Source organism: Amniculibacterium sp. G2-70, assembly GCF_014353055.1.
Lineage (GTDB): Bacteria > Bacteroidota > Bacteroidia > Flavobacteriales > Weeksellaceae > Amniculibacterium > Amniculibacterium aquaticum.
Genome location: NZ_CP060698.1, coordinates 2,040,003 through 2,065,323 on the forward strand (window position 1 = coordinate 2,040,003; position 25,321 = coordinate 2,065,323).

The following is a 25,321-nucleotide window of genomic DNA, read 5'->3' on the forward strand; positions in this document are numbered from 1 at the left end:
AAATAACATCCAATTCATTCTGATAATTAAACAGTAATGTCCTATTTTTAAACCCTAGAACAACATCGAACATGAATGAAATAATATGCCCCAATTGCAAAACAGCTTTTAAAGTGGACGAAGCCGGGTTTGCCGATATACTGAAACAAGTAAGAGACCATCAGTTTGAAGAAGAAATCAAACGACAACTTGACATGGCCGAAAGGGAAAAAGAAAGTGCGGTAAAACTTGCCGAAGCCAATATTAGAAACGCCATACAAGAACAGCTGTCTAAAAAAGACAAAGAGCTTACCGAACTGAAAGCCCAAAGTGAACTGAATCTCTCAGGAAAATTAAGTGAAAAAGACGCTGAAATCAGCAAGTTGAAAGCGAAAATAGAAAATACAGAAGTTGAAAGAAAACTCGCTGTAAACGAAGCGGTACAGAAGATTGAAAAAGAAAGAGACCGTCTCGCCAACGACCTAAAAAATATAGACACCGAAAAGCAACTTCTAGAAAAATCTCTGGTCGAAAAATATGCTGCCGAACTGAAAACCAAAGACGATATCATCAAATACAAAGACGATGAAATCTCCCGTGTAAAAGACATGAAACTGAAACTCTCCACTAAAATGTTGGGCGAAACGCTGGAGCAACATTGCGAAACAGAGTTCAATAAGCTAAGAGCAACTGCATTCCAAAAAGCCTATTTCGAGAAAGACAACGACGCCAGATCGGGCAGCAAAGGCGATTTTATCTACAGAGAAAATGACGATGCCGGCAACGAGATCATCTCCATCATGTTCGAAATGAAAAATGAAGGCGACGAAACTGCAACAAAAAAGAAAAACGACGACTTCTTGAAAGAACTGGACAAAGACCGAAACGAAAAAAAATGCGAATACGCCATTCTGGTTTCCTTGCTAGAAGCCGATAGCGAATACTACAACACCGGGATTGTAGATGTCTCTCACCGATATCCGAAAATGTATGTGGTGAGGCCTCAGTTTTTCATCTCCATCATCACTTTGCTTCGCAATGCCGCCATGAACTCCATACAGTACAAAGCAGAACTGGCAATGGTAAAAAGCCAGAACATCGACATCACCAATTTTGAAGAGAAGATGAACAAATTCAAAGAAGGTTTTGCAAGAAATTATGATTTGGCAAGCAGAAAATTTAAAGACGCCATTGATGGAATAGACAAGACTATCAAAGAATTAGAAAAAACCAAAGCAGCATTGCTTTCGTCTGAGAACAACCTAAGATTGGCCAACGATAAAGCCGAAGATTTGACCATCAAAAAACTTACCCACGGCAACCCCACGATGAAAGCAAAATTTGACGAACTGAACGATTGATTATAAATCTTCTGTATCCCGGACAAAAATGCTTTGGCATTCATATTTTTATTAAAAAAATAAATTATTTTTTCAGAAAAATATTTTTGTTATTCAGAAAAAAAACAATAGATTTGCACCCACAAAAATAAAGGTAACATCCCTTTGTTAGATGACCTTTCGGGGCGTAGCGTAGTCCGGTCATCGCGCCTGGTTTGGGACCAGGAGGTCGCAGGTTCGAATCCTGCCGCCCCGACCAAGAAACCGTTTTTATAAACGGTTTTTTTTATGCTTAAAAATTACAAATCCAACCTCAATATTGAAGTTGGATTTGTATTTTAGAGCCTGAAATTATATTCTCAAATGTATCACAGGCTTTTACATTTCATTCAAACTGTCCAAAATAATTTGGCAACCCTCACGGATTTCGTCATCACTGATGGTCAATGGTGGCGATATACGCATGTATTCATTCTTATACAACTGCCAGAAGACAATCAGACCTTTATCCATGCATTTTTTAGCCACATTTAGCGTGAATTCCGGTTCGCCTAAATTTACCGCTAACATCAATCCTTTACCATTGATGTTTTTAATTTTAGGATGCACCAACAACTGACGGAATAAGAGTTCTTTTCTTTCCATTTCTTCCATCAGACCAGAAGTCAACACCTCGTTTAGTGTTGCCAAGGAAGCCGCAGCAATCAAGGGATTGCCCCCAAAAGTAGTGATGTGTCCAAGTTTTGGAGAATGAGAAAGACTGTTCATAATTTTTTCGGAACTCATGAAAGCACCCACCGGGACTCCGCCTCCCATTCCTTTTCCCATCACCAAGATGTCGGGAACCGTGCCGAAATGTTCAAAAGAAAATAATTTTCCCGTCCTCCCAAATCCGGGTTGTATTTCGTCCAATATCAGCAAAGCACCAACCTCTTCGCATCGTTTTTTTAAATTTTTAAAATAATCCTGATCCGGCATGAGAAATCCTGCTGCTCCTTGTACGGTTTCGGCAATAACACAGGCCGTTTTTTCGGTAATTTTATAAAATTCGCTTTCGTCGTTGAAGCGAATAAAATTGACCATGGGCAAAAGCGGTCGAAATTCCCTTTTATGAACTTCATTTCCCGACACCGACAGTGCGCCATGAGTATTGCCATGATAGGAATCTTTCATCGAAATAATTTCTTCCCTTCCGGTGTATCTTTTTGCCAGTTTTAAAGCTCCATCAATGGCTTCGGCTCCGGAATTGACCAAATAAGTGACCTCCAAAGGTTCGGGAGTTGCCTCTGCCAAAAGTTTGCACAAAGCTACCGGTTTTTCTTGGGCATATTCGCCATAAACCATCACATGAAGATACCGGTCGGCTTGCTCTTTTATGGCTGCAACCACCTTGGGATGCGAATGCCCCAAAGTATTTGCGGATACTCCTGCCACAAAGTCCAAATATTTTTTACCGTCTTTTCCGTAAATATAGGATCCAACGGCTTTCTCCACCTGAAATCCTGAGGCAAATGCTGTAGTTTGCGCTTGGTATTTAAAAAAATCTTGATTCATTTTAATGGATTTGAATGTGAATTAAAGAAGAAAATTGAATTTATTTCCTGGTTCTTTTAGGTTTTTTAGCCTCTTCTTTTTCTTTATTTTTCTGGATGATTTCCTGGGCTTGATCGTACAAAGAATCATCCGACTCGTAAACGGTTTCTGGATTGTTGGGCGTGTCTAAAAAGATGTCTTCCCATTTTAGAGGTCGATCTTTGGTATTCCAATTAAAATCGGGTAAAAATCGGTCTTTTTTTGCGATTTTACTCATGGGATAGACTTCCGAATTGGCGCCAATATTACACGAAATTATTTGAACTTTTCTCTCCTCAAACTCAGCCTCGATCACTCCGCAAGAAGAAATGGCAACCCCAATTCTTTCGGTTTGTTTGGTTTTTTCATTTTGATCATCGGCATAATTGATTGCTTGTGCATTTCCTATGACTTTGGCCAATTTCACCTCGCCATTTTGGTAATACACTGACATTAATTTTCCTTTTACTTGATTGAATTCGTCCTTCAGGTTCAAGGAGTCGGCTTTGGAAATGGCAAAAGCATTGCCCACCACTTTTAGAGAATCTATGTTTTCGGAATCCGAATTGAAGTAGGCTTCAATTTTGTCACCGCTCACTTGCTTTTCGCCGCTCCACAAAATGGGTTTGTGGAAAAGGTGCATGATGCCGTCGGTCTCGTTAAAACTGATGGAATCGGCTTTGGCTTGTGCATTGGACTTGTACATTCTGGCTTTGTAAAAAGCACGGAGAAAACTTTTCTTTTTCTTGACATCCGCTGTATCGGCCTTTTGAAAGGCAAAGATTTTTTCAGCAGAAAAATATATGGAATCTTTCTCCAAAATCTTCACAGCATAGGGCTTTTCGGTAATCATCGCCGAATCCTTTTTTTCAAAAATTTCGGCATAACCTCCTTTTATATAACGATTTTCTTTGGGATTGTTCAGGGTGACCCTTCCGTTGGCTTTTCCGAATCCTGTGATCTGGTTAAAATACATTCTGTCGCCTTTCAGGGTTTTGCCGTTGTAATAGATGGTCGAATTTTTCTCTAACCAAACCTCTTTGGAAGTCATGTTATAAATTCCTTTTTCAGTAAAAATTTGATTGCCAGGATTTTTTTTATTGGTAATCCAAGTGGGACCGCTAAAAGTTGCCGTATTGGTGTTTTGATCCTGAAGAATATTTTGTCCTTCAACCGTGTATTCGGCATTGTTGATTTTCACATTTCCTGTAAAATCAATTATTCGGCTTTCCGTATTGTAAGTTGCGGATTTGGTGTACATGGTATTTTGGTAATCCGAAATGGTACCTCCCGTGTTGAAATACGCTTTTTTTTGAAGTTTGTCGTAATACAAAGTTTCCGTTTTTATGCTCTGTTTGGGATCGGTAAGCACCACATTTTTTCTGGCAATTCCTCTTTGTGTATTGCCATCGTATTCCATTTCGCCTGCGGTAATTATGGTGCCATCGGGGTTTTGCAACTTTACATTTCCAATGGCTTTTACAAAGTTTTGTTCTTGGTAAAGGATCACCACATCTGCAAAAAGTGTAGAGCCTTGATGGTCAAACTGAACTTTGCCCTGAAAGTAAGGGTTTCCATCATACTTTTTAGGATCCTTTGAAAAAGTATCGGAATGGGTATGATGTATTTTTTCTGCATTTTGATTTTGTTGTGCAGAACTTGGAGTGAAAAACGAATCTTTTTTAAGATTCTTTTGATTGACCTGTGCAGTAAACCAAACACTAAAAAATAAAAATAGAGCTACAATTTTTTTCATGAATCTTTTCTAGTCCCATAAAAGTACAGAGAATGAGAGTCTATTTGCACACCAAAAGCATTTTCTATGGCTTCTTTAATCCCTTGAATACGAGGGTCGCAGAATTCTATGATTTCGTCAATCTCACGATCCGATCCGTTTTTATAGATAACCAAATGATCGTGTTGCTTGTCGAAATAGGATTTTTCATAAGAAGCCGAAGATGAAATTTTCTCTCCAAACTGGTGTTTGCGGATGAGTCCGGCATCCAAAAAAATCTCGATGGTATTGTAAATGGTGGCTTTAGAAACATGATATTTCTTTTGAATCATCATCAGATAAAGATCGTCCACATTAAAATGATGATCCAATTGGTAAATTTCTTCTAAAATCGTATAGCGTTCCGGAGTGTTTCTAAAACCATTTTCTTGCAAATAATTCCTTAATACATCCTTAATAATTTCTATATTATTCTCCTTCTGATTGGTATTCATATTTCTAATTGATAGTTCATGCAAATTTATTGTTTTTTATTGGATATTGCAGAATACAATTACCACGATAGTCTGTATGAATATTCTCTTAGCGTGCTAAAACAAAAATTTAAAATGCAAAATACGCTAAATAGAATATAAAAAGGCAGATAAGAAAGATAATAAAGATTAGAAATAGCCGAAGTATTATTTAGTTAAAATTTTGAACGGGCTCTTAATGGATTCAAGAATTTGAACTCAAAATTTGAGACCTTTTCTAAACCTAATTTAGTAGCCGTTTGGATTTCATTTCAAAGTGAATGAAAATTAATTTGAATATTTTGCAATCTTTATAAATAAATTTATATATTGCACGAAATATAAAAATCGATCAATATGGCGAAACATAAAGTACAGTATGAGTTTCCTATGCATTGTCTTTCCGAGATCTTGTATGAATATCTTGCAAGTGCTGAAGGCTTAGCAGAATGGTTTGCGGAAGATGTTGTGGAAAAAGGAGACGATTTCTTTTTCTCTTGGGGTGGCGGACCGGCAGAAAAAGCCACGCTTATTCGCTACAAACCGGAGAGTTTCGTTCGTTTCCGTTGGGAAGAAGACGAAGGCACCAAAAATTTCTTCGAAATGTCCATTGTTATTGATGACATTACCGATGATCTCGCTCTGATAATTACCGATTTCTGCGAACCGGGCGACGAAGAGGAAAACAAAATGTATTGGGAAAACCTGATCGAAAATCTTCAAATAAAACTTGGAGCAGCCTAATTTCACTCGAAACACAAAAATAGATGAACGAAAAACCATTCGTTCATTATTTTTTTTATTTATAACCTTAATTTCACTTTCATAAGTACCAAAAATATGTACAGTACGGATCAATTCCAAGCTCAGAACCACGCATTCCTAAACGGAGATTCTGTAAAAGTTTCTTTTTTTGTCAGAAATGGACAACTAATTATGGCCGAAGAATGTTATTTCTTCCTAATGGCATCCATGCGAAAGATGAGAATGAACATTCCATTGTCGTACACCTTGGAGTTTTTCCAAAATCTTTTCACAGAAAAAGTGATCAACCAAGGACACAACAATGCCTTTATCCAATTGATGGCCTATAGAAATATCGATCAAAAGGCATTACAAAAATCCACAGTCGATTTTGTTTTCTCAATCCAACCAACCGATGATGTTTTGGGACTTCAAAAAACAGCAGAAATCGACATGATCAAAGAAATCAATGTGAACACCAATTTGCTGAGCAACATCCGCACGCACAGTCCAGAAAACATCTATGCCGAGATCTATGCTCAGGAAAACGACCTTCAGGATCTTATTTTGTTGAACCCGAACAAGAGAATTGCGAGATCCATCTACGGAAATATCCTTCTTTTGCAAGACAAATACATCCGCATCCCAAAACAATCGGAAGGCGCCTACATCTCGCCTTTGATGGAAAATTTTGTCACTTTTGTTCATAAAAGCAATTTGGCCTTTGTAGAACCCGAAGAAATGAGCGGTTTCGAATCCCAAAAAGCCGACGAAATCCTCATCATATCCGATGAAAAAGGACTTTATACCGTTTCCAAAATCAGAAACAAATCGTTTGGCAACGAGCGTTTTTCAGAAATCATCAACCAATGGAAAAATTCTTTTTAGAAAATAATTCTCATTCCACCAAAAAAGCCTCTTTTCCATCACGGAAAAGAGGCTTTTTTAGTCATTCTATTGTTTATTCATGCACCGGAATAACCACCACCGGAATGGTCGATCTCCGGGTAATCTCTTTGGTTAGGCTGCCAACAAAAACATCGTAAATACCGCTTCTTCCGTGAGAGCCAACCACAATGTATGATGCTTTTTTCAGATTGGCATAGTCCAAAATGGCATCTCCAGCAATACCTTGCTTCAGCAAATGCTCGCAATCTACACCCATCGCAATAATTCTTTGCTCCAGGTTGTTCAGTTGCAGCAATTCTTCTTTGATCTCGTTTTGTTCCACCTCGGGAAAATATTGGAAACCCATATCCCCAATGGCAAAACCTATATCCGAAGGAGCAACATGAATCAAACAAATTTTGGCATTGGTAATTTTTGCAAAATTAACAGCACCCTCAATTAATTTATCAGAAGATCCTCCAAAATCCACAGGCAATACAATATTCATCATGATTTTTATTTTTGTTCCATAAAGTTAATCAATTTTTACCAAACCCAAAACATGATTTTTTTTTAGTAGCCGGGAACCTACTCTCACTACTCGCTTTTTTGTGAAAATGCCAAGGCTTTTTCCAAAACCATTTTCACAAAAAGAGCTCAGACAGGCCGTTCGATCAGGGCTATGGAGCAGAGAAATTAGAACATTAAAAGGACAAAAAGAAAAAATAGAGCGATTAACAAATCCTAAGATCCATAACCTTTTCTCCCTCCAGAAAAGCCTCCAAAATATCGTTCTCTTCTACTTTTCCAACTCCTTTTGGAGTTCCGGTATAGATCAAATCGCCCACACGAAGTGTAAAAAACTGAGAAACATAGGCAATAATTTCGTCTGGTGAATAGAGCATTTGTGAGGTGTTGCCCTCCTGAACTTTATTTCCATTTTTATTGAGTTGGAAATTCAAATTTGCCAAATCAAATTGATCTTTAGAAAAAAAAGAGGACAAAACCGCAGACCCGTCAAAGGCTTTAGACAATTCCCAAGGCAGTCCTTTGGCTTTTAGATCGGATTGCAAATCTCTAGCAGTAAAATCGATGCCCAAGGCAATTTCTTCGTAATGCTTGTGGGCATGATCTTTTTGTATGTATTTTCCTCCCTTTGAAATTTTGATAACCACCTCCAATTCATGGTGTACATCGTTGGAAAACTCCGGAATATAAAAATCCGAACCTTTCAATACCGCCGTATCGGGTTTCATAAAAATCACCGGATTTTCCGGTATCTCGTTTCCTAGTTCCTGCGCGTGTTCGGTATAGTTTCTTCCAATGCAAATTATTTTCATGGATATTCTTTAATTAATTGTAAAATGACGATTGGGACTTAGATTTCATTTGAAAAAACGACTAAGTCTTCAGAAGATGCATCTTCATCAAATTTTTATTCGATTAAAATTTAGATCTTAATTGTATGGCTGTGAAAATCTTTTTTGTGTACAACGGGAAGTCGGCATTTTGTATCCAACCGTAGTAACCCAAATCTTTTTGGAAAACTTCCTTCACCACTTGTCCTTTGTACTTTCCAAAAGCAAAAATTTCTTCATTTTTATCATTGAAATGGATCATCCCGGCGAGATCGGCAAATTTGCTGTGGTAAGAAAACTCACTCAGTTCGGCAATTTCATTAGGCAAATCCTCGTACTTGCCCACCTGAGCATCCAAAATATCAAAAGTCGCCATTACATCGGCCTCGGCAGAATGGGCATTTACCAATTCCTTATCGCAATAAAATCGATACGCAGCACTTAGATTTCTCGGTTCTTTTTTATGGTATATGGTTTGTGCATCTACCAAACGGAATTTTGACAAATCAAAATCCAAACCGGCTCTCAGAAGTTCTTCTGCCAAAAGGGGTACATCAAAACGATTGGAGTTGAAGCCTGCCAAATCGGTTCCGGCAATCATCTCCATGATTTTTGGAGCAATTTCCTGAAAACTTGGTGCATCGGCGACATCAGCATCAGAAATGCCATGCACGGCGCTGGATTCTGCAGGTATGGGCATTCCTGGATTGACCAACCAAGTTTTGCTTTCTCTGGAGGCATCCGGATTTACTTTTAAAATGCAAATCTCAACAATTCTATCTTTTCCTACATGAGTTCCTGTGGTTTCCAAATCGAAAACACAAAGCGGTTTATGGAGTTTTAAGTTCATTATTTTTAGAAGATGTTATTGGGTGATGAAGTGATGAAGTGATGAAGTGATGAAGTTATAAAGTGATGAGGTGATGAGGTTATAAAGTGATGAAGTGATGAAGTGATGAAGTGATGAAGTAAAAAAGAGGATTCAATCCTGGTATTTTTTTACTTCATCGCACCATCATTCGTTTATTTCAATTGTTTTTGAAAGACGATGGAGATAATGATGTAATACAAAATGACCATCGGGATTCCCGTAACTCCGAATACGGCCAAAAGGACAATTCCACCAATCAGCAAGGCCAATTTGGGATAATTATCTTGCAATTTCATTGACTTGAATTTCATGGCGATCATTTTTATCGGACTGATCAGTAACCACGATGAAAGTCCTGTAACCACCACCCAAAGTACAGATGTAAGATTGACATTGGTGATGATGTCTTGGCTAAGTACAATGTTGGGTTGTATCCAAAACAAACCAAAAATCAGGATGGTGTTGCTGGGCGTATTAAGACCTTTGAAATAATATTTTTGTTCTTCATCCAAATTGAAAATTGCCAATCGCAGGCAAGAAAACAGCGTGATGAACAACCCCAAATACTTTATTTCGAAAGGCAATTGTATGCCGTAAAGGATGTTTCCGTAGGGTTCCAACATTTTGTACATGGCCAATCCCGGTAAGAATCCAAAGCTGACCATGTCTGCCAATGAGTCCAGCTGCACTCCAAGATTGGAGTTGGCTTTTAGGGCACGAGCGATAAAACCGTCAAAAAAATCCAACACCAAGGAAATGGCAATGCAAATAGCCGTCACTTGATAATTTCCATAAAGCAACTGTATCGCTCCAATGCAACCGGAGAACAAATTCCCCAAGGTAAAGGCATTGGCTAAATTATTTTTAATAAAATTCATGAATGAAATTCTAACAATTATTCTAAGGGTCTGTTTAAAATTAAATTCTTTCGATATCGGCACCCAAAGCTTTCAGACGGCCGTCGATATTTTCGTACCCTCTGTCAATTTGCTCAATATTGTGGATAATGGCTTTGCCTTCTGCAGAAAGGGCAGCAATAAGCAAAGCGTTTCCGGCTCGGATATCTGGAGAGGTCATGGTGGTTCCCCTCAATGGGTATTCGTGGTTCAGTCCAACGACTGTTGCTCTGTGCGGATCGCAAAGGATAATTTGTGCACCCATATCAATTAATTTGTCCACAAAAAACAATCTGGATTCAAACATTTTTTGATGAATGAGTACCGTACCTTTTGCCTGTGTGGCCACCACCAAAACGATGGACAATAAATCCGGTGTGAAACCCGGCCATGGTGCATCGGATACCGTTAGGATGGATCCGTCGATAAATTTTTGGATTCGGTATTGTTCCTGAGCTGGGATGAATATATCGTCATTGCTTTGCTCCAGCTGTATTCCCAGTTTTCTAAAAGTATTTGGGATAACGCCCAGCTGATTCCAGTTTACATTTTTTATGGTGATTTCGGACTTTGTCATGGCAGCAAGACCAATCCAAGAGCCGATTTCTACCATGTCAGGAAGCATGGTGTGCTCTGTGCCGTGCAAATGTGTTACGCCTTCTATCGTTAGTAAATTAGAGCCGATACCGGAAATCTGAGCTCCCATGCGGTTAAGCATTTTGCATAGTTGCTGTAGGTAAGGTTCGCAAGCGGCATTGTAGATTCTTGTTTTTCCTTTAGCCAAAACTGCTGCCATGACCACATTGGCGGTACCGGTAACCGAAGCTTCTTCAAGTAAAATAAATTTCCCTTTTAGTTCTTTGGCTTTCAAACTGTAGAAGGCTTCGTCTTCGTCGTAAGTAAACTCGGCGCCCAATTCAACAAAACCTTGAAAATGGGTATCCAGTCTTCGTCGTCCGATTTTGTCACCACCAGGAGTTGGCATATACGCTTCGCCAAATCGTGCCAACATCGGTCCTAGCAACATGATGGAACCTCTAAGTTTGGCTCCGTCTTTTTTAAATTCTTTGGAGCGTATGTAGTCAAAATTAACTTGATCTGCTTTGAAGGTATAATCGCCGTGTGCATTTTTGGTTACTTTCACGCCAAAATCGCCCAGAATTTCGATCAGTCTATTTACATCGTGGATGTCGGGAATGTTTTTTATTCTTACCTCTTCATCGGTAAGTAAAACGGCACATAAGATTTGTAAAGCTTCATTTTTTGCACCTTGTGGTGTAATTTCACCATGCAATCTTTTTCCACCTCGTATTTGAAAAGCCCCTGTCATTATTTTTTATTTTTATGGTTAAAATGTCGCTTTTTGTTGTTGCTATTGTTTCTGTTGTTACCGTTGTTGTTTTTATTCGACTTGTTGGAATAATAAATTTTGCTTCTGTCCAAAGAGTCGATAGAAGTTAGATCCAGGCGGTTTTCTGAAAGTTCTTTCAGGTGTCGAAAGATGACATCGTCTGTGACATGCTCTTTGTTGTAGATGTTGTAGGATTTCTTCATGTTATTGGCAATAACCTCAATCAGAGCCAATTTTCCGTCTCCTTCTGGCAGTTCGATGGCTTTTTCTATAAGTTGCAGAATACTTTTACCGTAAAATTTAAAATCTCCTTGCAGCTTTGGATAGGTCATTCTTTCTGGTTTTACGGCCAATTGTTCCGGAGTTGGAAAAGGGTAGGGTGCATCGACATCCAAATCGTAATTCGCCAAAATAAACAGATGATCCCAAAGCTTGTGCTTATAACCGTCCTCATCGCGGAGTTGTGGGTTTCTTTGTCCCATAAAATCAACAATTGCATGGCTCATTTCGTTGCGTTCTTCTTTGGTTGCAAGCGATTTGCATCTTTCTACCAGCTGTTGGATGATCCTTCCGTATTCCGGCATGAAGAGTTGAGATTTTTGTGTATTGTATTCCATAAATGCAAATATAAAAAAATAGCCTCGAAAAATTTCCGAGACTAAAAATAATTATTGACCCATTATTTTCTGAGCTTCTCGTATTTGCTCCAAATATCCGTCCCAACCAAGGGTTAGTATTTGGAAAATAAAATAAAGTGTTGCTAGTGCACCCAACACAATGCCTATGATATTAAGCAGTTTGCCGGTGTTCATTTTGTTGAAACTTTCTCCATATTTTTCCGGATTGGACTGGTACAAGACTTTGTCTTTGTTGTAAAAAGACAGTCCTACAATTCCGAAAATTGCTGCAACCGGTCCAAAACAACAGCAGCTGCCTACGATGGACACGATGCCAAGGATAAAAACCGTTTGTTCGTGTGGTAATTTTTGTTTAATCATGTTTTTTTTTTTTTTGATTTGTTTAAAATTGATGTTTAACACCGTATGCAACCACCATAACAAGGGCATGTACAATGGCAAATCCTTTTATCAAAGTGGAGTAACTTCTTTTCTTGTCAATGACACTTGCGGTTAGGATGCCCAAAAAGATCAGCCAGGTATATATCGGTGGATACATCTGAAAGGCTTGCGAAAACTTACCCTGAAACAGAAGAAGCAAGGCCCTTTGAGTGCCACAACCCAAACATTCTATTCCCAGAATGCTTTTGGAAGGACAGGATAACATGAAATCTTCTAAATTCATAAAAAATAAGCTTTTACAATGATACATATTTTTTCTTATTCGTGTAAGAGTCTGTTTAGGTTTTACCGAAAATAGCAGGTTGTCGATTCTCAATTCAACTGATCTGTTTTTTTTGGTTTTTTATGCGATAGGGATTGCAGTGGAAATCCTTTTTTTTGCTTTGGAAAGCGTGTTGGCAAAAAAAGATTGCAACGGAAAGCCCGGTTTTTGCTGGCGGTGGGAAAAGCGATGGAGAGCAAAAAATTGCCATATATAAAGAATGGGCTTCTGAAACTTACCAAGACAATTTTGTGATAAAACATCCTCATGTAAAGGTTTCTGATGATGTTAATGGCAAAAGGGAGGAGCATAAACATATGCTTGCGTGTCATTTTGTCACATTTCCGAATTTGGTACAGAATTGGAAAAAAGACAAGCATCGCAACGAAAAATTTTAAAAAAAAATAAATAATATTATGAGTAAAATAATTGGAATTGACTTAGGAACAACCAACTCTTGTGTTTCTGTAATGGAAGGTAAAGACCCTGTTGTTATCCCTAATGCTGAAGGAAAAAGAACCACTCCGTCCATCGTAGCATTTACGCAAGATGGAGAAAGAAAAGTGGGAGATCCAGCTAAAAGACAGGCGGTAACCAACCCTAAAAATACGGTGTACTCCATCAAAAGATTTATCGGTACGCATTTTAAAGACGATGCTAAAGAAGTGGGAAGAGTGCCTTACGAAGTGGTGTCTGGACCTAACGATACGGTAAAAGTAAAAATTGACGGTAGAGAATATTCGCCACAAGAAATTTCAGCGATGATCCTTCAGAAAATGAAGAAAACGGCTGAAGATTATTTGGGTCAAGAAGTAACAAGAGCGGTAATTACTGTTCCGGCTTACTTTAACGATGCACAAAGACAAGCGACCAAGGAAGCTGGTGAGATTGCCGGTTTGAAGGTTGAGAGAATCATCAATGAGCCTACTGCTGCTGCTTTGGCTTATGGTATGGATAAAAACCACAAGGATCAAAAAATTGCTGTTTATGACTTGGGTGGTGGTACTTTTGATATTTCTATCTTGGATTTAGGAGATGGAGTTTTCGAAGTGCTTTCAACCAATGGAGATACACACCTTGGTGGAGATGATTTTGATGATGTCATCATCAATTGGATGGCAGACGAATTTAAAGCTGAGGAAGGTGTTGATCTTAAAACCGATGCTATCGCTCTTCAAAGATTGAAAGAAGCTGCTGAAAAAGCAAAAATTGAACTTTCTGCGTCTTCTCAAACAGAAATTAACTTGCCGTACATCACTGCGACAGCAACAGGACCTAAACACTTGGTGAAAACTTTGACCAAAGCAAAATTCGAGCAGTTGTCTGCAGACTTGGTAAGAAGATCTATGGAACCTTGTAAGAAAGCGCTTCAAGACGCAGGTTTGTCCACTTCGGATATTGATGAGGTAATCTTGGTAGGTGGTTCTACAAGAATCCCAATCATCCAAGAGGAGGTAGAAAAATTCTTCGGAAAAAAACCATCAAAAGGAGTTAACCCGGACGAAGTGGTTGCTGTAGGAGCTGCCATCCAAGGAGGTGTACTTACCGGAGATGTGAAAGATGTATTGTTATTGGATGTAACTCCGCTTTCTTTGGGTATTGAAACCATGGGATCTGTTTTCACAAAATTAATTGATGCCAACACCACCATCCCAACCAGAAAATCCGAAACTTTCTCTACTGCTTCTGACAACCAACCTGCAGTAAGCATCCGTGTAGGACAAGGAGAAAGACCCATGTTCAACGACAACAAAGAAATTGGAAAATTCGACCTTACCGATATCCCACCTGCACCAAGAGGTGTGCCGCAAATCGAGGTAACTTTCGATATTGACGCCAACGGTATCCTTAGCGTTTCTGCAAAAGATAAAGGTACAGGAAAAGAGCAATCCATCAAAATTCAAGCTTCTTCAGGATTGTCCGATGCAGAAATTGAAAGAATGAAAAAAGAGGCTCAGGAAAATGCTGCTTCCGATGAAAAAAGAAAAGAAGAGGCAGATCTTATCAACAAAGCAGACGGTTTGATCTTCCAAACCGAAAAGCAATTGAAAGAATTTGGTGACAAACTTTCTGCAGATAAAAAAGCAGCGATAGAAACTGCACACGCAGAATTGAAAACTGCTTTTGAGGCTAAAAATATGGAAGCCATCAAAACGAAAACAGAAGCTTTGGATGCTGCATGGATGGCTGCTTCTGAAGAAATGTACGCTCAAGGTCAACAAACTCAAGGTGGAGCAGAACAGACTCACGCTGACGCAGGAGACAATGTACAAGATGCCGACTTTGAAGAAGTCAAGTAAGGACTGATTAAAATCAATTAAAATAAATGAGTAAATCGCTGTAAATGTAATATTTACGGCGATTTTTATTTTTAACAATTTTTGAAAAATGCTTGTTTTTAATCGTTTTTTGTCATATTTTCGTACCATATTTGTACCGCGCGTTATTTGGATGTAATGTGCGCCTTATGCGCTAAAATAATTAAAAAATACATAAAAAAAAGACAATGTACCCGATGTTATTTCAGGATGGGATTTAGTAAATTAAAAATACCTAGAGTTTGTGAGCACTGCTCCAAACCTTTTGAAGCAAAGACAGTTACGACACGTTTTTGTGGTGTTTCTTGTGCGAATAAAGCAGGAAAGGAACGCAAGAAATTAGAAAAGCAACAAAAAGAAAAAGAAAATCTGTTACAAAAATATTCTAATAAAATTGCGGAAGTTCAAACTCGAGAATTTATTTCTGTTTCTGAAGCAACTGTAATGTTTGGAATTTCAAAAGATACCATTCATAGAATGATAAAAAAAGGATTGATTGGTGGTGCTAATCTTGGGATAAGATTAACTCGAGTAAAACGAGCAGATTTAGAGAACTTATTTTCTACAATAGAAATGCCTATTGAAAAGAAAAAAGAAGAAAAACCAAACTTTGAAATAGGCAATTGCTACACGATTTCAGAGATAAGTACAAAATTCCGTGCAGATCCAAGTACTATTTATCTTGTAATTAAGAAAAACAAAATACCAACTAAAAAAGTAGGTAGTTTTGTGTATGCACCAAAAAATCTTATTGACAAAATCTTCGCAGGACAATGAAAGAACTTTTAAAAACTAAAGTCACCGTAAGGTTAAGAAAAGCAGAAAACCGAAAAGAATGGTACATCTATTTGGAGAGCTATCCTATAATGATTTCGGGAAAGAAAACTCCTCAAAGAATTCGTGAGTATCTCAACCGAAGTGTAACAACTGTAGATTTTGATAAAAAAAGACCAGCGAAAACGACTCAAAAGTCAATTTCTTATAAACCTAAAAGAGACGATAATGGAATTATTATTTGCAAAAGTGAGAACGATAGAGAAACAATGTTTTATGCAGATTCAGTAAGGAAATTAAGACAAAGAGAATACGACAATATTGAGCTTTATAATGAGCTCGACCAAATTCAGGCAGAACAAAAAGAAAAATCACAGGAAAATTTTGTTAAATATTTCGAAGCATTAATTAAAATACGCCATAAAAATAATTCAGAATCCATTAAGATAAATTGGGAAAGAGCAATTGATTTCTTAATCTCTTATGAAGGTTCTGAAATCCCTTTTTCTAAAATTGATATTAAATTTTGTGAGAATTTTAAAACCTTTCTTTTGAATGCACCTCGAGGTGGAAATAAAAATGGAAAATTATCTCAAAATAGTGCATCAACTTATTTTTCTGTTTTTAAAGCTGCGTTGAAACAAGCCTTCATTGATGGTTATTTTACGACAGATATTGCTGCAAAAATAAAAGGAATTCCAAGTGAAGAATCAAGAAGAGAATATTTAACAATTGATGAACTTAATACTTTAGTTGAAACGCCTTGTGAAAATGATGTCTTGAAACGAGCGGCGCTTTTTTCGGCATTAACAGGTTTGCGACATTCTGATATTCAAAAACTGAAGTGGAATGAAATAAGTTTAGATAACAATCAACCAAGAATTAATTTCACTCAAAAAAAGACAAAAGGTGTAGAATATATGCCGATTTCTCAACAGTCTTTAGAACTTTGTGGAGAACCAAAATCGCCAAATGATTTGGTTTTTGAAAATTTAACCAATCCTGCTTGGATTAATCGTCCATTAAAAACTTGGGTTGCAAAAGCGGGAATCAATAAAAATATCACTTTTCATTGTTTCAGACATACTTTTGCTACGTTGCAACTTTCGAGTGGCACTGATATTTACACAGTAAGCAAAATGTTGGGACATACCAATGTGAAAACCACACAAGTCTATGCAAAAGTGATTGATGAAAAGAAAAATAAAGCGGCGGAAGCGATTCAGCTAAATACACTTTCAAAAATTAAAAAATGAAACATAATTATCAAGATTTTATAGTTCAGAATGTTTCTGTTATTATTGGAAGTGCACTTATCGGTTTAGGAGTAAGGTTTGTAATGCTTGAAAAAGGTGCAGATCAGTTTACTGCTAATAGTATATTTTGGATTGTTATACTTATAGGGCTGGTATTTTACACGGCTTTGGTTTTATTAGGTGTTTCATTATTTGATTTATACAAACGATTAAGGAATAAGAATAATTCTAATAAACTAGATATTCAGACTGATATAGATGAGCAAGTTATTAATCCAAGAGACACAACTGAGATTAATTCTTCTGAAAATATAAAAGTTTTAGAAGAAAATAATGTTGATACAAATGCAATTCGTAAAATTCAACATCAGAAAAAAGTTCAACAAGAAAACGAAAAATTACAAATAGCACTAGATTATACCAGAAATCAATTTGCCTTGTATGTTTCGGGCGAAGATTTGGATTGGCTTTGCAATGCCGTTATTTGCTATTCAAATAAAGAAGATATTCCAGATTTAAGATTAATTATAACTAGAGAACTTTCTAATCTCGATCTTTATCATTTTGGATGGAATATTTGGAATCATTTTAGAGTAACTAATCAAGATACGATTGCTAATTTTCTGAAAACAGTCTTTGACTCATTGAAGGATGTTGAACAAGAATCCATAAAAGCTCACCTTAGAGATGACGAACAAAGAGGCATCATTAAAATTCAAAAGAATTTATCAAATAAATAAATCTCACTAAAAATTAAAATCGAAAGTGTTTTTTAAGTGATTTCTCCGTGATTTCGTGTTTATCGGCATCACAAAGAAATCACTTTTTTCCTTTGCACCATAACAATCAAAAACGATCATTATGGACGTAAATGAAATTTCTTTTGAAAACCTGCCAAAAGCAGTTGCACACTTAACGAGTGAAATTGCCGAAATTAAATCTTTGGTTCAGAATGCGAAAATTTCTGAACCGAAAGAAAAACGCATTCCTATTGGAATTGAAGATGTATGTAAAATCATAGGAAAAGCCAAACCTACGATTTATACTCTTGTTCGAGAACGAAAAATCCCGTGTTACAAAAGCGGAAAGAAACTCTACTTTTTTGAAGATGAACTTTTGGAATGGATTTCTAAAGGCAAGAAAAAAACTTTACTGGAAATAGAATCCGAAGCTCTGAAATATCATAACCGAAATAGATAAATTGGTTATGAACGAAGAAAAATTCTTGTATCAATCTGATACACCTTCCAAAACGATTTACGACCGAGCGATGAAATATTTGGACGAAAAATACAACATTCGTTTTAATACCATTGCTTTGGAGTTGGAAATTCAGTTGAAAGAGCAGGCTGGAACTTGGACTGTTCTCAATATTAATTCTTTATTGATTGAGTTGGCGCAGTCTGGAATTGAAATTAATATGAATAAGTTGGAAATTTTGGTTAGAAGCCATTTGATTCAGCAATACAATCCAATTCGTGAATATTTTGAAAATTTAGAAACTTGGGATGGAGAGGATTACATCAAAAAGCTCAGTCAATACCTCAAAACCAATGATGATGAAGCTTTTTTTTATCATTTTGAAAAATGGCTAACAAGAGCGGTATTGTGTTCGCTTACAAAAGGCTATGTCAATAAACAATCATTGGTTTTGGCATCGCATCAAAACTCGGGAAAATCCTCTTTTTTACGGTTTTTAATTCCACCAAAATTAGAAAATTATTACACTGAAAACATCTCCATCGACAAAGATGGCATTATTTCCATTTGTAAAAATTTGATTTGTAACCTTGATGAATTGGCGGTTTTATCGAAATCCGATGTTAATACTTTGAAATCTTTCATCTCCAAAAGCAGTGCAAATATTAGACTTCCTTATGCACGAAAAGCTGAATTTTTAGAACGGATTTGCTCATTTGTTGGCTCAACCAATCGGACAGATTTTCTTACCGATGAAACAGGAAGCATTAGATGGTTAATTTTTGAGGTTTATTCTTTTGATTTTGAATATTCCAAAGAAATTGATATGGACAAAGTCTGGGCTCAAGCATATTACAATGCTTTTGAAAGGAAAAATTACAATCCCGAATTAACCGCAACAGATATCACCGAAAACGAAAAAAGAAACGAGAAATATGCACAGGTTTCAATGGAGCAAGAGCTCATTTCCGCTCATTTTGAAAAATCGGAAAAAATGGAAGAATTTCTCACGGCAACCGATATTATGTTGGCGATGAACAATGCTTTAGGATTGCGATTGAATAATGTAAAAATCGGAAAAGCACTCACCAGTTTAAAATATCAAAGGATAAAACATCCTCAACTTCAGGTGTATGGTTATCTCATTAAAAGAAAAACTGAATAAAACCACTTACCAAAGTTACCAAGTTACCTTATATTTTTAAAAGTCTAATAATCAATGATTTATTAAGGTAATTAAATTTTAAAAATAGTTACCTAAAGTTACCTTAATTAAAAATTTATGGTAAGTAGGTAAAAACAGGTAATTGAAAAAATTTGCCTTAAAGTATTGTTAATCAATGAAAAGGTAATTAGGTAAGAGGAATTAAAAAAACATAGAAAACAAATAGAAAAAAATGAACTGCAAACAATTCAATACAATTCCGTTGGAAGAAGTGCTCGTTTCTCTTGGACACCTTCCAACCAAACAAAATGAAAAAGAAGCGTGGTTTCTCAATCCTTTTTCCACAGAAAACCACGCCTCTTTTAAACTCGATAAAAGAAATAATGTTTGGTATCTACATTCCGAAGGAATTGGCGGAAACAATATTGATTTTATGATGAAATACCTGAAAGCTTCCGTAAAAGAAGTTTTAGAATGGGCGGAAAAACAGAATTTTTCTTCTTTTCAATCGCAAAAAGATTATCATTCAAAAAGTTCTAGCCTAAATTACCACATCACAGAAATTAAAGAACTTCAAAACGAAAATTTGAAGATTTATCTTCAGCAAAGAGGACTTTCGCCAACAGTTTATTCTTTAGTAAAAGAAGTACATTTTGCCATTGGAGAGAAAAAACTTTATGCTATTGGTTTTGAAAACCTTTCAGGAGGTTGGGAACTACGAAATCAATTCTACAAAGGTTCATTGCTGAAAAAAGATATATCTGTCGTTAATCTCAATAATAATCTGGAAAAAAATAAAAATGTTGTAGTTTTTGAAGGATTTATAGACGCCTTGTCTTTTGTGGAGATGAAACCATTTTACAAAGGTGATTTGTTGGTAATGAATTCTATTTCATTGTTGAATAAAACCAAAGAATATTTAAAAAATTATTCTGAATTCCATTTGTTTTTGGATAATGATAAAGCAGGAGAACATTGCAAAAATTCAATTTTGGAATCATTTCCCGAAGCCAAAAATAATTCTGATATTTATGCTCTTCATAAAGATTTGAATGACTACTTCGTTTTCAGAAACAACACAAAAATAGAAAAACAACAGCGGATAGAACTGAACCCAAAACAAGAACAGGAGGAAATCGAAACCAATCAGGCTCATCCAAATTACAAAAGAAAACGCTGATTATGCGTGTGCATATTTTTATCAACTATATGCAAAAGTTAGGAGCTCATTCGCAACTTTGAAGGTCGATGCTCTCCCAACAAAGTTTCTTCTTCGCTCTGCGAGGCTTTAACCTGCGTAAAATAGTACAAGGTTCAAGCTTCTGAACCTGTAAAAAATAATGCAAGGTCATTGTACAACCTGTATAAAATAGATACAGGTTGTTAGGTAACCTGAGTAAAAAAGATTCAGGTTTAATCATCATCAAATTTAATAAAAATGAAGACATCAATCAATTTCAAAGTGGCAAAATCTGATTCCGAAATTCATAATTTTAGAAAGAAATCCTTTGACTATATCCGCAAAGATTTAACTCATAAAAATCAATATTGGATGGAGCAAAAAATTGCAGACCGACTGTTAAAAATAGAATCCTACTGCAAAGAAAAATCAGGTAGAAAATTACAGAAAAATGCAATGCCAGTTCGGGAAGCTGTTGTGGTTATTAAAGAAAATACCACGATGCAGGATTTACACAACTTATCGAAAAGATTGGAGGAAGAACTTAAAATCCGAATTTTCCAAATTGCCATTCATAAAGATGAAGGACATTATGACAAAGACACCAAAGAATGGAAACCGAACTATCACGCTCATTTGGTAGCAGATTGGCAAGATTTGCAAACTGGAAAAACGCTGAAACATCAATCATTTCATTATTCCAAAATGCAGGATTTGGCAGCAGAATGTCTCGAAATGGAAAGAGGTGTTTCAGGTTCATTAGCAAGATTGGAAGCGGTAGAATTTAAAATCAAGAAAAAAGAAGAAGATTTGAAAATTTTGGAAGAACGCTATCAAGAAATGCAACAAGAAATGGAATCTAAAAAGTCTGAAGAGTTAATTGTAAAAGAATCAGATTTTCTTGGTTTTCAGAAAATAAAAACGGACAAAACCATTGAAAACTACAAAAAGGCAATCAAAACAAATAACATTCAACTTCTCAAAAACAAAACAGAACTGGAATTCAAAGAGAAACAAATTGCAGAACTGAAAACAAAAATTGAAAGTCTAAAAAAAGAAGTTTTCCTTTTCAAAAGCAAAAACTCCGCTCTCTTAACCAATGAAACTTTTTTTGCTGTTGAAAAGAAAAAATATTTGGAATCAGTAGAGAATACCCTTAAAAAAGCGATTCTGCAAGAAAGTATAAAAATCCCGAATCTGCGAAGTCTAAACGATACTGAAAGAAAAGATAAAATGATAGAAATACTTGAAAAAATTTCAAAGGACAATAATATTCCCATTTCTGCTTTTGAAGAGGTTTTTGGGGATTCTAAAAAATCAGCCCAATTTTTTAAAATATTGAGTCGGGAAAATAATGAGCAAGAGCAAAGATGGGTTGTTAAATCAAAAAGATAATAAAAGATTAAAGTTTCTTAGATACATTTTATAACATATAAAGGTAGTAGAAACAAATTTAAAGTTTTGAAGTTTCTAACTTTTTTAATAAAATGATATGATAATTTTGTTATGATATTTATAGAGTGAAATGCAACTAAAAAGTTACAATTTAGTATCTTTGAACTTTAGTTGTGAAAATATGAAAATAGGAATTTTGATAAGAGATGCTCGAAAAAGAAAAAAACTAACCCAAGAGCAACTGGCTCAAAAGGTTGGAAAAAAAAGAAGTTATATTTCTAGAATTGAGAGTGATGAAACTTATAGTATAAACATCAAGACTTTGACGGAAATTGTAGAAAAAGGATTAGATGGAGAATTAAAAATAAAATTTTAGTATGACTTTTAATGAAGACTCTCGAGTAAAAATTCCAGCAATACTACATTTGTGCAGGTTAGGATATACTTATATCCCAAAAAGTAAACAAGATAGACTGGAAGACAATAATATTTTTCCTGATATTTTTAAACGTTCTATTTCTAAAATTAATCCTGATATTTCAGAAGGCGAAGTACAGCGTTTATTGACTGATGTATCATTAAAACTCAATTATGATGATTTAGGAAGAGAGTTTTTCCGAATGTTAATGAATACTTCTGGAACAAGATTAATTGATTTTGAAAACTTCAATAATAATGAATTTCACGTTACCACTGAATTGACTTGCAAAAAAGGAGACGAAGAATTCAGGCCAGATATTACGGTTTTAATCAATGGGATGCCTTTGGTTTTTATTGAAGTAAAAAAACCAAACAATAGAGAAGGTGTTATTGCAGAACGCAACAGAATCAACAAAAGATTTGCTTTAAAAGATTTCAGGGCTTTTACCAATATTACTCAATTGATGTTGTTTTCTAACAACATGGAGTATGAAGATGGAGTAGTAGAACCTGTTATGGGAGCTTATTATGCCACACCTTCAAAAGATGGCGTAATGTTTAACTATTTCCGAGAAGAAGAATTATTGAATTATACCCATCTTCTAAAACCAGAAAATGAAGAGCTGGAAAATCTCGTCTTAAAAGATAATAATATTGTTGCGATTAAATACACGGATGAGTTTAAGCTCAATAAGAATTACGAAACGCCTACCAATAGAATTATCACTTCTTTACTTTCTAGAGAGCGACTAGCTTTCTTTTTACAGTTTGGGATTACCTATGTAGAAAGAACCAATAGAGAAGGAAAAATAGTGATTGAAAAACACATTATGCGTTATCCCCAGTTTTTTGCTTCTAGAGCCATTACTCATAAGTTAGATGAAGGGATTAAAAAAGGGATTATTTGGCATACGCAAGGAAGTGGAAAAACAGCTTTGGCGTATTACAATGTAAAATACCTCTCACAGTATTACCAAAAGAAAAACACCATTGCAAAGTTCTATTTCATAGTAGATAGAATAGATTTGGCAATACAAGCACAGACCGAATTTCGTTCAAGAGGTTTGTCTGTGAAAATGGTAAATTCTAGAACAGAATTTATACAAGACATTAAAAAGGCGAGTGCTATACTCAACAGTTCAGGAGAGCAGGAAATAACAGTCGTAAACATTCAGAAATTTTCTGATGACAGCACCGTTTTAGAATCTTTTGATTATGACTTGAACATTCAGAGGATATATTTCATAGACGAAGCACACAGAAGTTACAATCCTAAAGGTAATTATTTGGTGAATCTTTTGCGTTCAGATAAAGATGCGGTAAAAATAGCCTTAACGGGAACTCCACTTCTTAAAGAAGTAGCAAAAGAATATGACTCAAAAGTTTTGTTCGGAGAGTACATTCATAAATATTATTATAATCGTTCTATTGCAGATGGTTATACCTTAAGATTGATAAGAGAAGGTATTGCCACTACTTACAAAATGCAAATGCAGGATGTAATGGAGCAAATTAAAATCTTAAAAGGCGAAATTTCTAAAAGCGAAATCTTTGCTCACCCGAAGTTTGCAGAACCCATGCTGGAATATATTCTGAATGATTTAAAAGATTTTAGAAAGAAAGATGAAACCATTGGCGGAATGGTGGTTTGTGATACATCGGAACAAGCCAAAGAACTTTTTGCACAATTTGAAAAAATCTACGGCAAACAAGAGTTTGATTATGCCGTAGTCCGTGAAGAAAGAGCAAAATATGGCAACCAAACCCCATTAAAAGCCAGTCTTATTCTGCACGATGTGAATTCTAAAGACATCAGAAAACAAGAAATTGAAGCCTTCAAAAACGGAGATATTGATTTACTTTTTGTGTACAATATGTTGCTTACAGGTTTTGATGCACCTCGACTAAAAAAACTGTATTTGGCAAGAGTAGTGAAAAATCACAATTTGTTGCAGACTTTAACTAGAGTAAACCGACCGTATAAAAAACACCGTTTTGGGTTTGTGGTCGATTTTGCAGACATTACCAAGGAATTTAAAGAAACCAACGAAAACTATTTCCAGGAGTTGCAACAGGAATTGGGCGATGAAATGCAGAATTACAGCAACTTGTTTAAATCTAAAGAAGAAATAGAACACGATGTTTTAGAAATCAAAGAAAAACTTTTTCAGTATGATATAAAAAATGCTGAAAACTTCCGTCTGCAAATGGACGATATTAAAGACAAAAAGCAATTGGCAGACCTCATCAAAGTTTTGCAAAACGCCAGAGAACTTAAAAATATCATCCGATTACAAGGCGAAGATGAGTTATTAGATTTATTAGATTTCTATAAACTCAATCAGTTGCTGAAAGAAGTTCAGAGAAGATTAGATACGCTGAATTTGGTAGATAGTATCAACAATGAAAACGATAACACCAACCTTATCAACACGGCTTTAGAAGATATTTTCTTCCAGTTTACCAAGATTTCGGAAGAAGAAATGATTTTGGCAGACCAACTCAGAAATCAGCTCAGACAAACCCGAGAAGAATTGCAACGCAATATAGACCCTGCCGATCCTGAATTCGTTACCCTGAAAGAAGAGCTAGAACGTATTTTCAAAAATAAAAATCTAGATGAGGTAGACCAAGAAGATATGCGAGACAACATCCATATCCTCAGCAGAATTTATGACGAAGTAAGAGAACTCAATCGTAAAAATGCACTGCTAAGAGCCAAATATGAAAACGACGAGAAATATGCCAGAATTCACAAAAGATTGGTAGATAACCCAACCATTAATGCTAAAGAAATACAAATTTACGAGGCACTTTTGGGAACGAAAACCATCATAGACGACATCTGTCTGCACAATGTAGAATTGGTGAAAAATGAAACCTATTTTAACCAAGAAGTAATGAGCATTGTGATACAAAATTTTATAGACCAACAGAAAATAAAATTAGACGCTCAAACTACAGAAAACATCAATAATCTTATTGTAAAAGAATACAAACAACAATATACTTACAACTAATATATA

25 protein-coding genes and 1 tRNA gene are annotated in these 25,321 nt (G+C 35.9%); 15 read left to right on the forward strand and 11 right to left on the reverse strand.

What is annotated here, in order from left to right; all coding sequences use genetic code 11:
* The first annotated feature begins 71 nt into the window (after positions 1 to 71).
* Complete coding sequence (locus H9Q20_RS09430) at positions 72 to 1,340, forward strand: DUF2130 domain-containing protein (RefSeq protein WP_124640181.1); 1,269 nt, start codon at positions 72 to 74, stop codon at positions 1,338 to 1,340.
* 160 nt (positions 1,341 to 1,500) lie between these two features.
* Positions 1,501 to 1,578, forward strand: a tRNA-Pro gene (locus tag H9Q20_RS09435).
* A 119-nt stretch (positions 1,579 to 1,697) separates the two neighbouring features.
* Here the strand turns inward: H9Q20_RS09435 and H9Q20_RS09440 are convergent.
* The 3 genes from H9Q20_RS09440 to H9Q20_RS09450 are packed head-to-tail and all read right to left on the reverse strand — an operon-like array spanning position 1,698 to position 5,120.
* Complete coding sequence (locus tag H9Q20_RS09440) at positions 1,698 to 2,873, reverse strand: aspartate aminotransferase family protein (protein ID WP_187477587.1); 1,176 nt, start codon at positions 2,871 to 2,873, stop codon at positions 1,698 to 1,700.
* Positions 2,874 to 2,913: 40 nt separating this feature from the next.
* On the reverse strand, positions 2,914 to 4,647 hold the full coding sequence (locus tag H9Q20_RS09445) for an OstA-like protein (protein ID WP_187477588.1): 1,734 nt from the start codon (positions 4,645 to 4,647) through the stop codon (positions 2,914 to 2,916).
* A complete protein-coding gene (locus H9Q20_RS09450) occupies positions 4,644 to 5,120 on the reverse strand; it encodes a Fur family transcriptional regulator (protein ID WP_124640175.1) in 477 nt (158 codons plus the stop codon). The genes H9Q20_RS09445 and H9Q20_RS09450 overlap by 4 nt, the downstream gene beginning before the upstream one ends.
* A 375-nt stretch (positions 5,121 to 5,495) precedes the next feature.
* Here H9Q20_RS09450 and H9Q20_RS09455 point away from each other — a divergent pair, with 375 nt between their 5' ends.
* Positions 5,496 to 5,882, forward strand: a complete 387-nt coding sequence (locus H9Q20_RS09455; protein WP_124640173.1) for an START-like domain-containing protein — start codon at positions 5,496 to 5,498, stop codon at positions 5,880 to 5,882.
* Positions 5,883 to 5,978: 96 nt separating this feature from the next.
* Positions 5,979 to 6,770, forward strand: coding sequence for an aminotransferase class IV (locus H9Q20_RS09460; RefSeq protein ID WP_124640171.1), 792 nt, complete (start codon positions 5,979 to 5,981; stop codon positions 6,768 to 6,770).
* Between the two features lie 73 nt (positions 6,771 to 6,843).
* Here the strand turns inward: H9Q20_RS09460 and H9Q20_RS09465 are convergent, their stop codons facing one another.
* The 8 genes from H9Q20_RS09465 to H9Q20_RS09500 all read right to left on the reverse strand — a co-directional run bounded on the left by H9Q20_RS09465 (position 6,844) and on the right by H9Q20_RS09500 (position 12,575).
* The gene (locus H9Q20_RS09465; RefSeq protein ID WP_124640169.1) at positions 6,844 to 7,281 is read right to left on the reverse strand and encodes a universal stress protein; all 438 of its coding nucleotides are present in this window, start codon (positions 7,279 to 7,281) and stop codon (positions 6,844 to 6,846) included.
* A 223-nt stretch (positions 7,282 to 7,504) separates the two neighbouring features.
* A complete protein-coding gene (locus H9Q20_RS09470; RefSeq protein ID WP_124640167.1) occupies positions 7,505 to 8,110 on the reverse strand; it encodes a fumarylacetoacetate hydrolase family protein in 606 nt (201 codons plus the stop codon).
* Between the two features lie 103 nt (positions 8,111 to 8,213).
* Positions 8,214 to 8,978, reverse strand: coding sequence for a 3'-5' exonuclease (locus tag H9Q20_RS09475; protein ID WP_124640165.1), 765 nt, complete (start codon positions 8,976 to 8,978; stop codon positions 8,214 to 8,216).
* A gap of 173 nt (positions 8,979 to 9,151) precedes the next feature.
* Positions 9,152 to 9,877 carry a CDP-alcohol phosphatidyltransferase family protein gene (locus H9Q20_RS09480; protein WP_124640162.1) on the reverse strand — a complete coding sequence of 242 codons (726 nt, stop codon included), beginning with the start codon at positions 9,875 to 9,877 and terminating at the stop codon, positions 9,152 to 9,154.
* Positions 9,878 to 9,917: 40 nt separating this feature from the next.
* Positions 9,918 to 11,225: a UDP-N-acetylglucosamine 1-carboxyvinyltransferase gene (gene murA, locus H9Q20_RS09485; RefSeq protein WP_187477589.1), complete on the reverse strand. Its 1,308-nt coding sequence runs from the start codon at positions 11,223 to 11,225 to the stop codon at positions 9,918 to 9,920.
* A complete protein-coding gene (locus tag H9Q20_RS09490; protein ID WP_124640157.1) occupies positions 11,225 to 11,863 on the reverse strand; it encodes a DUF4290 domain-containing protein in 639 nt (212 codons plus the stop codon). Before H9Q20_RS09490 ends, murA begins: the two co-directional genes overlap by 1 nt.
* 51 nt (positions 11,864 to 11,914) lie before the next feature.
* A complete protein-coding gene (locus H9Q20_RS09495) occupies positions 11,915 to 12,244 on the reverse strand; it encodes a CCC motif membrane protein (protein ID WP_187477590.1) in 330 nt (109 codons plus the stop codon).
* Positions 12,245 to 12,266: 22 nt separating this feature from the next.
* Positions 12,267 to 12,575 carry a DUF2752 domain-containing protein gene (locus tag H9Q20_RS09500; protein WP_262385502.1) on the reverse strand — a complete coding sequence of 103 codons (309 nt, stop codon included), beginning with the start codon at positions 12,573 to 12,575 and terminating at the stop codon, positions 12,267 to 12,269.
* A 128-nt stretch (positions 12,576 to 12,703) separates the two neighbouring features.
* Between H9Q20_RS09500 and H9Q20_RS09505 the strand changes: the two genes are divergently transcribed.
* From H9Q20_RS09505 to H9Q20_RS09555, 11 genes are all read left to right on the forward strand, one after another.
* Positions 12,704 to 12,985, forward strand: coding sequence for a hypothetical protein (locus H9Q20_RS09505; RefSeq protein WP_124640155.1), 282 nt, complete (start codon positions 12,704 to 12,706; stop codon positions 12,983 to 12,985).
* A gap of 18 nt (positions 12,986 to 13,003) precedes the next feature.
* Positions 13,004 to 14,887, forward strand: coding sequence for a molecular chaperone DnaK (dnaK, locus tag H9Q20_RS09510; RefSeq protein WP_187477591.1), 1,884 nt, complete (start codon positions 13,004 to 13,006; stop codon positions 14,885 to 14,887).
* Positions 14,888 to 15,115: 228 nt separating this feature from the next.
* Entirely contained in the window at positions 15,116 to 15,682 is a 567-nt protein-coding gene (locus H9Q20_RS09515) for a helix-turn-helix domain-containing protein (protein WP_187477592.1), read from the forward strand.
* Positions 15,679 to 16,935 carry a site-specific integrase gene (locus H9Q20_RS09520; RefSeq protein ID WP_187477593.1) on the forward strand — a complete coding sequence of 419 codons (1,257 nt, stop codon included), beginning with the start codon at positions 15,679 to 15,681 and terminating at the stop codon, positions 16,933 to 16,935. The genes H9Q20_RS09515 and H9Q20_RS09520 overlap by 4 nt, the downstream gene beginning before the upstream one ends.
* Positions 16,932 to 17,675 carry a mobilization protein gene (locus H9Q20_RS09525; protein WP_187477594.1) on the forward strand — a complete coding sequence of 248 codons (744 nt, stop codon included), beginning with the start codon at positions 16,932 to 16,934 and terminating at the stop codon, positions 17,673 to 17,675. Before H9Q20_RS09520 ends, H9Q20_RS09525 begins: the two co-directional genes overlap by 4 nt.
* A gap of 121 nt (positions 17,676 to 17,796) precedes the next feature.
* The gene (locus H9Q20_RS09530; RefSeq protein ID WP_187477595.1) at positions 17,797 to 18,135 is read left to right on the forward strand and encodes a helix-turn-helix domain-containing protein; all 339 of its coding nucleotides are present in this window, start codon (positions 17,797 to 17,799) and stop codon (positions 18,133 to 18,135) included.
* A gap of 7 nt (positions 18,136 to 18,142) precedes the next feature.
* Positions 18,143 to 19,300 (forward strand): VapE domain-containing protein, encoded by a 1,158-nt coding sequence (locus H9Q20_RS09535; protein ID WP_187477596.1) that lies wholly within the window; start codon positions 18,143 to 18,145, stop codon positions 19,298 to 19,300.
* 232 nt (positions 19,301 to 19,532) lie between these two features.
* Positions 19,533 to 20,480, forward strand: coding sequence for a toprim domain-containing protein (locus tag H9Q20_RS09540; RefSeq protein WP_187477597.1), 948 nt, complete (start codon positions 19,533 to 19,535; stop codon positions 20,478 to 20,480).
* 258 nt (positions 20,481 to 20,738) lie between these two features.
* The gene (locus H9Q20_RS09545) at positions 20,739 to 21,875 is read left to right on the forward strand and encodes a hypothetical protein (RefSeq protein WP_187477598.1); all 1,137 of its coding nucleotides are present in this window, start codon (positions 20,739 to 20,741) and stop codon (positions 21,873 to 21,875) included.
* Between the two features lie 181 nt (positions 21,876 to 22,056).
* Positions 22,057 to 22,251, forward strand: coding sequence for a helix-turn-helix domain-containing protein (locus H9Q20_RS09550; protein WP_262385504.1), 195 nt, complete (start codon positions 22,057 to 22,059; stop codon positions 22,249 to 22,251).
* Between the two features lies 1 nt (position 22,252).
* Positions 22,253 to 25,315 (forward strand): type I restriction endonuclease, encoded by a 3,063-nt coding sequence (locus tag H9Q20_RS09555; RefSeq protein ID WP_187477600.1) that lies wholly within the window; start codon positions 22,253 to 22,255, stop codon positions 25,313 to 25,315.
* Positions 25,316 to 25,321 lie beyond the last annotated feature (6 nt).

Excerpts from the sequence above, each read along its gene's own strand:
- H9Q20_RS09460 (WP_124640171.1), top strand. The coding sequence starts at position 5,979 with ATGTACAGTACGGATCAATTCCAAGCTCAGAACCACGCATTCCTAAAC.
- H9Q20_RS09540 (WP_187477597.1), top strand. The coding sequence starts at position 19,533 with ATGAACTGCAAACAATTCAATACAATTCCGTTGGAAGAAGTGCTCGTT.
- H9Q20_RS09455 (WP_124640173.1), top strand. The coding sequence starts at position 5,496 with ATGGCGAAACATAAAGTACAGTATGAGTTTCCTATGCATTGTCTTTCC.
- H9Q20_RS09515 (WP_187477592.1), top strand. The coding sequence starts at position 15,116 with ATGGGATTTAGTAAATTAAAAATACCTAGAGTTTGTGAGCACTGCTCC.
- H9Q20_RS09465 (WP_124640169.1), bottom strand. The coding sequence starts at position 7,281 with ATGATGAATATTGTATTGCCTGTGGATTTTGGAGGATCTTCTGATAAA.
- H9Q20_RS09495 (WP_187477590.1), bottom strand. The coding sequence starts at position 12,244 with ATGATTAAACAAAAATTACCACACGAACAAACGGTTTTTATCCTTGGC.
- H9Q20_RS09470 (WP_124640167.1), bottom strand. The coding sequence starts at position 8,110 with ATGAAAATAATTTGCATTGGAAGAAACTATACCGAACACGCGCAGGAA.
- H9Q20_RS09550 (WP_262385504.1), top strand. The coding sequence starts at position 22,057 with ATGAAAATAGGAATTTTGATAAGAGATGCTCGAAAAAGAAAAAAACTA.
- H9Q20_RS09450 (WP_124640175.1), bottom strand. The coding sequence starts at position 5,120 with ATGAATACCAATCAGAAGGAGAATAATATAGAAATTATTAAGGATGTA.
- H9Q20_RS09500 (WP_262385502.1), bottom strand. The coding sequence starts at position 12,575 with ATGTATCATTGTAAAAGCTTATTTTTTATGAATTTAGAAGATTTCATG.
- dnaK (WP_187477591.1), top strand. The coding sequence starts at position 13,004 with ATGAGTAAAATAATTGGAATTGACTTAGGAACAACCAACTCTTGTGTT.
- murA (WP_187477589.1), bottom strand. The coding sequence starts at position 11,225 with ATGACAGGGGCTTTTCAAATACGAGGTGGAAAAAGATTGCATGGTGAA.
- H9Q20_RS09530 (WP_187477595.1), top strand. The coding sequence starts at position 17,797 with ATGGACGTAAATGAAATTTCTTTTGAAAACCTGCCAAAAGCAGTTGCA.
- H9Q20_RS09555 (WP_187477600.1), top strand. The coding sequence starts at position 22,253 with ATGACTTTTAATGAAGACTCTCGAGTAAAAATTCCAGCAATACTACAT.
- H9Q20_RS09520 (WP_187477593.1), top strand. The coding sequence starts at position 15,679 with ATGAAAGAACTTTTAAAAACTAAAGTCACCGTAAGGTTAAGAAAAGCA.
- H9Q20_RS09525 (WP_187477594.1), top strand. The coding sequence starts at position 16,932 with ATGAAACATAATTATCAAGATTTTATAGTTCAGAATGTTTCTGTTATT.
- H9Q20_RS09430 (WP_124640181.1), top strand. The coding sequence starts at position 72 with ATGAATGAAATAATATGCCCCAATTGCAAAACAGCTTTTAAAGTGGAC.
- H9Q20_RS09445 (WP_187477588.1), bottom strand. The coding sequence starts at position 4,647 with ATGAAAAAAATTGTAGCTCTATTTTTATTTTTTAGTGTTTGGTTTACT.
- H9Q20_RS09545 (WP_187477598.1), top strand. The coding sequence starts at position 20,739 with ATGAAGACATCAATCAATTTCAAAGTGGCAAAATCTGATTCCGAAATT.
- H9Q20_RS09475 (WP_124640165.1), bottom strand. The coding sequence starts at position 8,978 with ATGAACTTAAAACTCCATAAACCGCTTTGTGTTTTCGATTTGGAAACC.
- H9Q20_RS09490 (WP_124640157.1), bottom strand. The coding sequence starts at position 11,863 with ATGGAATACAATACACAAAAATCTCAACTCTTCATGCCGGAATACGGA.
- H9Q20_RS09480 (WP_124640162.1), bottom strand. The coding sequence starts at position 9,877 with ATGAATTTTATTAAAAATAATTTAGCCAATGCCTTTACCTTGGGGAAT.
- H9Q20_RS09535 (WP_187477596.1), top strand. The coding sequence starts at position 18,143 with ATGAACGAAGAAAAATTCTTGTATCAATCTGATACACCTTCCAAAACG.
- H9Q20_RS09440 (WP_187477587.1), bottom strand. The coding sequence starts at position 2,873 with ATGAATCAAGATTTTTTTAAATACCAAGCGCAAACTACAGCATTTGCC.